A 9,180-nucleotide genomic window follows, 5' to 3' on the forward strand; every position below is an offset into this window, starting at 1 on the left:
CGTAAATAGCTGTCTGCAGGGTAGTTTTTGACGACTTCGACACGTTGTTCGCCTGCAACACTGTGAAATTGATACGTGTTTCCCACAATATCCGTACGCGCCACAGGTGTGCTTTGACCATCGACATAATTGTCATCAAGCAGGATTAATAAGGCATCTTTGCCAACGCGCTGGCGCAATTGCTTCAAGAAGGACTCCTGGTCCTCGCGCTTGACGGCAGACCATTGGCCGGCGACGAACACCGCAGTGCAGCCCTCCGCCTCGCTCTCGGAGTGCACCGAAGCGGCGGAACCTTCGATGACAGGTGTCCAGGACGTGTCACCCAGCTGTAATACTTTATGGCCCCGCACCAGCTCGGCCACCTTCGCCTGCATCAATTGCAGGTCGGCATTTTTCTCGTTGTTCATAATTCGTAGTTGTCCTGCTCGCCCTTCATCGCCTGCTCGATGAGCTTGCGGTTCAGCGTCGGGGCCAGCAATTCGATAAATGTATATATATAGGAGCGCAGGTAAGCTCCCTGCTTCACCGCGACGCGCGAGACATTCATGCCGAACAGGTGTCCGGCCGGGATGGCGCGCAGGTTGCGGTCGCGTTCGGGGTCGAAAGCCATGCCGGCGATGATGCCGATACCCATGCCCWGTTCCACATAGGTCTTGATCACATCGGCGTCGATGGCTTCCAGCAGCACGTCCGGCTTCAAACCACGCAGGGAAAAGGCGTGGTCGATCTTGGAGCGGCCGGCGAAGGCGGCATCATACGTGATGACCGGGAAGGCGGCCACCTCTTCCAGGGTGATCGGCTTGGATTTCAGCAGCGGATGCTCCTGCGGCACCACCACCACGTGCTCCCACTGGTAGCACGGCAGGGTAATCAGGCCGTCGATCGCGGCAATCGACTCGGTGGCAATGGCCAGGTCGGCCTGGTCGCGCTGCACCATCTCCGCGATCTGGCGAGGATTTCCTTGCAGCAATGACAAACGCACTTTGGGATACTTCTGCATGAAGGCCTGCACCACTTTCGGGAGCGTATAGCGCGCCTGGGTATGGGTGGTGGCGATGGTAAAGCTGCCGGAATCCTGGGCCGCATACTCCTTGCCGATGCGTTTCAGGCTGTCGATCTCCTGCATGATCAGTTCCACCGACTGCAACACCAGCCGGCCCGGCTCGGTCAGGCCGCGGATACGCTTGCCGTGGCGGGTGAAGATGTCGACGCCCAGCTCTTCTTCCAGCTCGATAATGGCCTTGGAAACCCCCGGCTGAGAGGTGAACAGCGCCTTGGCGGCATCGGTCAGGTTGTAGTTCTGGCGGACGGCTTCTCGTACGAATCGCAGTTGATGAAGGTTCATTGTCAGTCTCTAAAGCTTTCCCAGCCCATATTTTACGCTGATGCTTATACCCAAACTGCATATAAGCAAATAAAGACTAAGTCGTTTGGAATAAAGCTCCAGTTTATTACCATTGAAGCTACTTTGGGCCATGCCTTACTGGGAAAGCTATGTATCAATACGATCAATACGACCATCTCATCGTGCGGGAACGCATTGCGCAGTACCGCGACCAGGTGCGCCGCCGCCTGAGCGATGAGCTGACCGAAGCCGAATTCCTGCCGCTGCGCTTGCAAAACGGCTTGTACATGCAGCGTCACGCCTACATGCTGCGTATCGCCGTTCCCTACGGCCTGCTGGCCTCCAAGCAAATGCGCATGTTTGCCCATATCGCCCGCAAGTACGACCGCGGCTATGGCCACTTCACCACCCGCCAGAACATCCAGTTCAACTGGGTCAACCTGGAAGACACGCCGGACATCCTGACCGACCTGGCTTCGGTGGAGATGCACGCCATCCAGACTTCCGGCAATTGCATCCGCAACGTGACCTCCGACGAACTGGCCGGCGTGGCGGCGGAYGAAATCATCGATCCGCGCCCTTATGCTGAGGTGCTGCGCCAGTGGTCCACCTTCCACCCCGAGTTCATCGCCCTGCCGCGTAAATTCAAGGTTGCCATCAACGGCGCCGTGGAAGACCGCGCCGCGATTGCCGTGCACGATATCGGCCTCACCGTGGTGAAAAACGAAGCAGGCGAAATCGGCTTCAAGGTGATGGTTGGCGGCGGTCTGGGCCGCACGCCGATCATCGGCACCACCATCCGCGAATTCCTGCCGCGCGAGCACCTGCTGACTTATATTGAAGCGATCATGCGCGTGTATAACCTGCACGGCCGCCGCGACAACAAGTACAAGGCCCGCATCAAGATCCTGCTGAAAGCCATCGGCGCGGAAGAATTCGCGCGCCAGGTGGAAGCCGAGTGGGAAGACCTGAAAGGCACCGAACAGACCCTGACGCTGGAAGAAATGGAGCGCGTGATCGCCTACTTCCAGCCGCACGACTATGCCACCCTGCCGAACGTGAATCCGGCAGCCGGCCACGAAGACAACAAGGCCTTCGCCAACTGGCTGAAGCGCAATGTGAAGCCGCACAAGGTCGCCGGCTATGCCGCCGTGATCCTGTCGCTGAAGAAGACCGGCGTGCCGCCGGGCGACGCGACCGCCGAGCAGATGGATTTCATGGCCGACCTGTCCGACCGCTACAGCTTCGGCGAACTGCGCGTGACTCACGAACAGAACATCGTGCTGGCCGACGTTGAGCAGTCCAAGCTGTTCACGCTGTGGCAGGAAGTCAAAGCCAAAGGCCTGGCAACGCCGAAYATCGGCYTGCTGACCGACATSATCTGCTGCCCTGGCGGCGACTTCTGCTCGCTGGCCAATGCCAAGTCGATCCCGATCGCCGCTTCCATCGCAGAGCGCTTCGACCACATCGACTTCCTGCACGATATCGGCGAGATCGAGCTGAATATCTCCGGCTGCATCAACGCCTGCGGCCACCACCACGTCGGCTCCATCGGCGTCCTGGGCGTGGATAAGGATGGCAGCGAATGGTATCAAGTGTCGATCGGCGGCGCGCAAGGCAATCACGCCGCGATCGGCAAGATCATTGGCCCGTCCTTCTCGGCCTTGCAAATGCCGGAAGTGATCGACCGCCTGCTGCAGGTCTATCTGCGCGAACGTACCTCGCCGGAAGAACACTTTGCTGACACCGTAACACGCATTGGCGTCGCCCCGTTCAAGGACTTTGTATACGCCACGCCGATTCATGAACAGGGCCGCCTGATTGGAGAAGATGAATATGCCTAAGCAGATTATCAAGGGCCGCGAAATCGTGGCGGACGACTGGATCGAGCTGCGCCTCGCCGAAGGTGAGGAAGCGGCGTCGGTCGCCGTCCCCGAGGGCAAAGTCATTGTTCCCCTGAGYGTGTGGAACGCCCAGCGCGAAGTCCTGGCCGCGCGCGCAGAAGTTGGCGTGTGGCTGGCACCGGACGACGATCCCTTCGCGCTGAAGGACGATCTGTCGAAATTTGCCGTTGTGGCAGTGGACTTCCCGAAATTCACCGATGGCCGCGGCTACTCCATCGCCTACAACCTGCGCGTACGCCTCGGCTACAAAGGCGAGCTGCGCGCGATTGGCGACGTGCTGCGCGACCAGCTGTTCTCCATGCACCGCGTGGGCTTCGACGCTTACGCCACCCGTCCGGACCGCAGCATCGAAGATGCGTTGAAAGGCCTGACCGTCTTCAGCGAAACCTACCAGGCTTCAGTGGACGTACGTAATCCCCTGTTCCGCCGCCATCTGCGCAGCGGTCCGGTGGAAACCACTGACGTCGGCTACGGGATCTGATCATGAGCGAGCTCGCCAACCGCGTCGCCGCGACGCGCGAAACGCTTGAGCGCATCGCGCGCGACTTCACGCCTGCTGTCTTCGCATCCAGCCTGGCTGCGGAGGACATGGTGCTGACGGATCTGATCTTGAAGAACAAGCTTGGCATCGGCATCTTCTCGCTGGAGACGGGCCGCCTGCACAAGGAAACGCTGGCGATGGTGGACCGCGTGAAGGAACACTACGATTACGACATCGCCCTGTTCCGCCCGCAGCCGGAAGCCGTCGACGCATACGTGTCGCAGAATGGTCTGAACGCCTTCTACGACAGCATCGAGCTGCGCAAGGAATGCTGCCGCATCCGCAAGGTGGAGCCGCTGGGCCGGGCGCTGAAGGACAAGAAATCCTGGGTAACCGGCCAGCGCCGCGCCCAGTCCAGCACCCGCGCCGAACTGGCGGTGCAGGAAGACGACGCAGCCCACGGCATGGTGAAGTTCAATCCGCTAGCCGATTGGTCAGAGGAAGAAGTGTGGGAATACCTGCGCGCCAATGGGGTGCCCTACAATGAATTACACGATCAGGGCTATCCATCGATCGGCTGCGAACCCTGCACCCGCGCCATCCAGCCGGGCGAGGATGTGCGCGCCGGACGCTGGTGGTGGGAGAACCCGGACTCCAAGGAATGCGGCCTGCACATGGTCGACGGCAAACTGATTCGCATCAAGAAGGTAAGCTAAATGAACGCACTAGTAGAACAACATGTAGTCAATTCGCGCCACCTGGACGCGCTGGAATCCGAAGCGATTCACATCTTGCGCGAAGTGGCTGCCGAGTGCTCCAATCCCGCCCTGCTCTTCTCGGGCGGTAAGGACTCCGTGGTGCTGCTGCGCCTTGCGGAGAAGGCTTTCCGTCCCGGCAAATTCCCCTTCCCGCTGGTGCACATCGACACCGGCCACAATTTCCCGGAAGTGATCGAGTTCCGCGACCGCCGCGTCGCCGAACTGGGCGAGCGCCTGATCGTGGGTTCGGTGGAAGACTCGATCAAGAAAGGCACCGTGCGCCTGCGCAATCCGCAGACCGACTCGCGCAATGCCGCGCAGGCCGTGACTCTGCTGGAAACCATCGCCGAACACGGCTTCGACGCCTGCATCGGCGGCGCGCGCCGCGATGAAGAGAAGGCTCGCGCCAAAGAACGCATCTTCTCCTTCCGCGACGAATTCGGCCAGTGGGACCCGAAGGCGYAGCGCCCGGAACTGTGGGACCTGTATAACACCCGCGTCCATCCGGGCGAGAACATGCGCGTGTTCCCGATCTCGAACTGGACCGAACTGGATGTGTGGCAGTACATCGCCCGCGAAAACCTGGCCCTGCCGTCGATCTACTTCGCGCACGAGCGCCAGGTGATCCCGCGTAACGGCTTGCTGGTGCCGCTGACTGACATCACACCGCCACGCGAAGGCGAAACGGTGGAGACGCAAGTCGTGCGCTTCCGTACCGTGGGCGATATCTCCTGCACCTGCCCTGTGTCTTCCGATGCAGCGGACGTGGACGCGATCATCGCCGAAACCGCAGTCACCCAGATCACTGAGCGCGGCGCGACCCGCATGGACGACCAGACGTCCGAAGCCTCGATGGAAAAACGCAAGAAGCAAGGATACTTCTGATGAACGCCCGTAACGAAAACCTGAGCGAACGCGGACTGCTTCGCTTCATCACCGCCGGTTCCGTCGACGACGGCAAAAGCACCCTGATCGGCCGCCTGCTGTTCGACAGCAAGGGCATCTTCGCCGACCAGCTGGCCGCCGTGTCGCGCGCCAAGCATAAGCGCACCGTGGGCGATACCATCGACCTGTCCCTGCTGACCGATGGCCTGGAAGCCGAGCGCGAACAGGGCATCACCATCGACGTGGCCTACCGCTACTTCGCAACGCCGAAGCGCAAGTTCATCATCGCCGATACGCCTGGCCACGAGCAGTACACCCGCAATATGGTGACTGGCGCGTCAACGGCCGACGCGGTGATCATTCTGATCGACGTGTCGAAAGTGAAGCTGCGCGAAGACGGTGGCGTGGACCTGCTGATCCAGACCAAGCGCCACTCCACCATCGCCCATCTGCTGCAGATCGAACACGTGGTCGTCGCCGTGAACAAGATGGACCTGGTGAACTACGACCAGGACGTGTACGACCGCATCGTCAAGGCTTACCGCGAGTTCGCCGCGACGCTGGGCATCAAGGACATCACCACCATTCCACTGTCCGCTCTGACCGGCGACAACGTGGTGGAAACGAGCGAAAAGATGGATTGGTACAAAGGCCCGACCCTGATCGAGCTGCTGGAAAACCTGTCCGTGTACGACGAATCGCACAATGACGCCTTCCGCTTCCCGGTGCAGCTGGTGGCCCGCCACAACGGCCACGAAGCCAACGACTTCCGCGGCTATATGGGCCGCATCGAAGCGGGCRGCGTATCGGTTGGCGACAAGCTGACGGTGCAGCCTTCGGGCCAGTCGGCCACTGTGAAAGACATCGTCACCTTCGACGGTTCGCTGACCACCGCATCCGCGGGCCAGTCGGTGACCATCGTGCTGAACGAATATGTGGACGTGTCGCGCGGCGATATGCTGGTATGCAGCAATCAGCCGGCTACCCTGCTGAAGCAGGTGAATGCCGATGTGTGCTGGCTGTCCGAAGAGCCGCTGGACCTGCGCCGCAAATACTGGCTGAAGCACGGCACCAAGCAGACCGCCGCCAAGATCACCAAAATCGATTCGATCCTTGACATCAACACGCAGCAGCGTCACGATGCAGAGGCGTTGAAGCTGAACGATGTGGCCCGTATCGGCATCACCGTGCAGCAGCCGCTGGCCGCCGATGCCTATGCAGACATCCGTGCCACCGGCGCCTTCATCCTGATCGACGAAGTCACGCACCAGACGGTTGCCGCAGGCATGATTCGCCTCGGCGAATAACACCACCGCAGCGCGATGTAGGGCGGATCATCCGATCCGCCGTGCTGCGCCAATGAATGCCAGGGAAAGCGAGCAGCATGCCAGCGTATGGAAAAGTTTATCTGATCGGGGCCGGTCCCGGAGCTCAGGATCTGATCACCATGCGCGGCGCACGCCTGCTGGCTGCCGCCGACGTCGTTCTCTACGATGCCCTCGTCACCCCGGAAATGCTGGAACTCTGTCCGCAGGCGGAAAAAATCTCGGTCGGCAAGCGCGCCGGGCAGCGCTCCGCCGCGCAGGAGTTCATCAACCAGCAATTGCTTGAATGCGCCGCGCGCGCCACGCTGGTGGTACGCCTCAAGGGGGGCGATCCCATGCTGTTCGGCCGCGCCGATGAAGAACTGCGCGCGCTGGAAGAACACGGCATCGAATGCGAAGTCGTACCAGGCATCACGACTGCCGTTGCTGCCGCTGCCGCCGCCAAGCAGCCGCTGACCAAGCGCGGCGTGGCCCGCAACGTCGCCTTCTTCACCTCTTCCACCGCGCCCGGCCATCCGGACGAAGTAGCCATTCCCTCCACCGACACGCTGGTGCAATACATGGGCGGCCGCGAAGCCATCGCCACCGCCCAGCGCCTGCTGGACCAGGGCCGTTCCGGCGACACGCCGGTGCTGGTACTGGAAAACGTCAGCCGCAGCGACCAGCGCATCGAACGCATCACGCTCGACCAGCTGGCGCATGGCCTGCACATGGCGCATGGCCCCGTGCTGGTAATGCTGGGCGACGCCATGGCCACGCGCCCCCACCAGCCAGCGGATGCCGATCACGGCAGCGATCTCCCCGCCCTGACCCGCAAACCGGTCTGACACCGGCGACAGTGTAAAATTGCCATCTCTTTATCGGGGAGATGACAATGCGATTTGCGGGACTGTTATTCCTGGCCCTGGCGGCCGGTCCAAGCCTTGCGCAGAACAGCGCTAATACGCCACTGACTGCCCTGCCCTATACGCCGGGACTTGACGTGGAAGCCATGGACCGCAGCGCCGATCCCTGCGCGGATTTCTACCAGTACGCCTGCGGCGGCTGGATGAAGAACAATCCGATCCCGGCTGACCAGAGCATCTGGAACGTCTACCGCAAACTGACCAACGACAACCAGCGCTACCTGTGGGGCATCCTGGACACGCTGGCGCAAGGCGGCGCCGAGCGTAATGCCGCTCAACAAAAGGCCGGCGACTACTTCGCCGCCTGCATGGATGAGAAAGCCGTCGACCAGCTGGGCGCCAAGCCGCTGAACGACTACTTCGCCCTCATCGATGGCATGCATGACAAGAAGGACTTGCCGCGCGTGCTGGGCCGCCTGCACATTGAAATCGCGAGCAGCATGCTGTTCGACTTCGGCTCCAACCAGGACTTCGCCGACTCCAACCAGGTGATCGCTTTCGCCAATGCGGCCGACCTCGGCCTGCCCGACCGCGACTACTACCTGAAGACGGACCAGAAATCGAAAGACATGCTGGCTAAGTACCGCGCCCACATCGCCCGCACGTTCGAGCTGCTGGGCGACTCCGCCGCGGCCGCCGGCGCGGCAGCCGACAAGGTGGTCAGCTTCGAACGCGTGCTGGCGCAAGCCTCGCTGTCGAAAGTGGACAAGCGCGATCCGTATAAGCTGTTCCACAAGGCGAAGCTGTCGGAGCTGCAGGCCATGACGCCAGCCTTCGCATGGAACGAGTATCTCGACGCGATCGGCGTGGCCGGCGTAAGCGAATTCAATGTGTCGGAGCCCATGTTCTATAAGGCGCTGAACGCTTCGCTGAAACGCATGCCGCTGGCCGACATCAAAACCTATCTGCGCTGGCACGTGGCGCGCGCCATGTCACCCTACCTGTCGAACGCCTTCGTCAACGAGAACTTCGGTTTCTACCAGAAGACCCTGCGCGGTGTGCCGGAGCTTCAGCCACGCTGGAAACGCTGCGTGCGCCTCGTTGACACCCAGCTGGGCGAAGCGCTGGGCCAGGAATTCGTCAGCCGCGCTTTCAGCCCGCAACTGAAGGAACAGACCCAGCACCTGACGCACCAGATCGAAGTCGCCATGAAGGAGGACATCGACTCGCTGAACTGGATGAGTGATGAAACCAAGCGCAAGGCACAGGAAAAGCTGGCCGCCGTCGCCAACAAGATCGGCTATCCGGACAAATGGCGCGACTACAGCAGCTATTCCGTGTCGCGCACCGATTTCGCCGGGAATCTGACGCGCGGCGTGGCGTTTGAAACGAAGCGCCAGCTGGCGAAGATCGGCAAGCCGCTCGATCGCAGCGAGTGGGGCATGACGCCGCCGACGGTCAACGCCTACTACAACCCGCAGATGAATGACATCAACTTCCCTGCGGGCGTGCTGCAGCCACCGCTTTACGACGCAAAAATGGACGCAGCGCCGAACTACGGCAACACCGGCGGCACCATCGGCCACGAACTGACCCACGGCTTCGACGATGAAGGCCGCCAGTTCGACGCCAAGGGC

General features: G+C 61.3%; 8 protein-coding genes and 1 pseudogene. 7 read left to right on the plus strand and 2 right to left on the minus strand.

Annotated elements, in window-relative coordinates; translation table 11 throughout:
- Nucleotides 1–407 (minus strand): annotated as a pseudogene (locus tag AB4Z11_RS13155) (class I SAM-dependent methyltransferase); the annotation flags it as partial.
- The gene (locus AB4Z11_RS13160) at nucleotides 404–1,345 is read right to left on the minus strand and encodes a CysB family HTH-type transcriptional regulator (protein WP_442025700.1); all 942 of its coding nucleotides are present in this window, start codon (nucleotides 1,343–1,345) and stop codon (nucleotides 404–406) included. The pseudogene AB4Z11_RS13155 and the gene AB4Z11_RS13160, both read right to left, overlap by 4 nt.
- A gap of 149 nt (nucleotides 1,346–1,494) precedes the next feature.
- Between AB4Z11_RS13160 and AB4Z11_RS13165 the strand changes: the two genes are divergently transcribed.
- The 7 genes from AB4Z11_RS13165 to AB4Z11_RS13195 all read left to right on the plus strand — a co-directional run.
- Nucleotides 1,495–3,189, plus strand: a complete 1,695-nt coding sequence (locus AB4Z11_RS13165) for a nitrite/sulfite reductase (RefSeq protein ID WP_442025701.1) — start codon at nucleotides 1,495–1,497, stop codon at nucleotides 3,187–3,189.
- Nucleotides 3,182–3,730, plus strand: coding sequence for a DUF934 domain-containing protein (locus AB4Z11_RS13170; protein WP_442025702.1), 549 nt, complete (start codon nucleotides 3,182–3,184; stop codon nucleotides 3,728–3,730). The genes AB4Z11_RS13165 and AB4Z11_RS13170 overlap by 8 nt, the downstream gene beginning before the upstream one ends.
- Before the next feature lie 2 nt (nucleotides 3,731–3,732).
- Nucleotides 3,733–4,446, plus strand: coding sequence for a phosphoadenylyl-sulfate reductase (locus tag AB4Z11_RS13175; protein WP_442025703.1), 714 nt, complete (start codon nucleotides 3,733–3,735; stop codon nucleotides 4,444–4,446).
- Entirely contained in the window at nucleotides 4,447–5,373 is a 927-nt protein-coding gene (gene cysD, locus AB4Z11_RS13180) for a sulfate adenylyltransferase subunit CysD (protein ID WP_442025704.1), read from the plus strand.
- Entirely contained in the window at nucleotides 5,373–6,680 is a 1,308-nt protein-coding gene (locus tag AB4Z11_RS13185) for a sulfate adenylyltransferase subunit 1 (protein WP_442025705.1), read from the plus strand. Before cysD ends, AB4Z11_RS13185 begins: the two co-directional genes overlap by 1 nt.
- A gap of 77 nt (nucleotides 6,681–6,757) precedes the next feature.
- Nucleotides 6,758–7,525, plus strand: coding sequence for a uroporphyrinogen-III C-methyltransferase (gene cobA, locus AB4Z11_RS13190; protein WP_442025706.1), 768 nt, complete (start codon nucleotides 6,758–6,760; stop codon nucleotides 7,523–7,525).
- 47 nt (nucleotides 7,526–7,572) lie between these two features.
- On the plus strand, nucleotides 7,573–9,180 hold a 1,608-nt coding region (locus AB4Z11_RS13195; RefSeq protein ID WP_442025707.1), incomplete at its 3' end, for a M13 family metallopeptidase.

The organism is Pseudoduganella sp. RAF53_2 (assembly GCF_052113985.1).
Taxonomy (GTDB): Bacteria; Pseudomonadota; Gammaproteobacteria; order Burkholderiales; family Burkholderiaceae_D; genus Rugamonas.

Excerpts from the sequence above, each read along its gene's own strand:
- AB4Z11_RS13175 (WP_442025703.1), top strand. The coding sequence starts at position 3,733 with ATGAGCGAGCTCGCCAACCGCGTCGCCGCGACGCGCGAAACGCTTGAG.
- cobA (WP_442025706.1), top strand. The coding sequence starts at position 6,758 with ATGCCAGCGTATGGAAAAGTTTATCTGATCGGGGCCGGTCCCGGAGCT.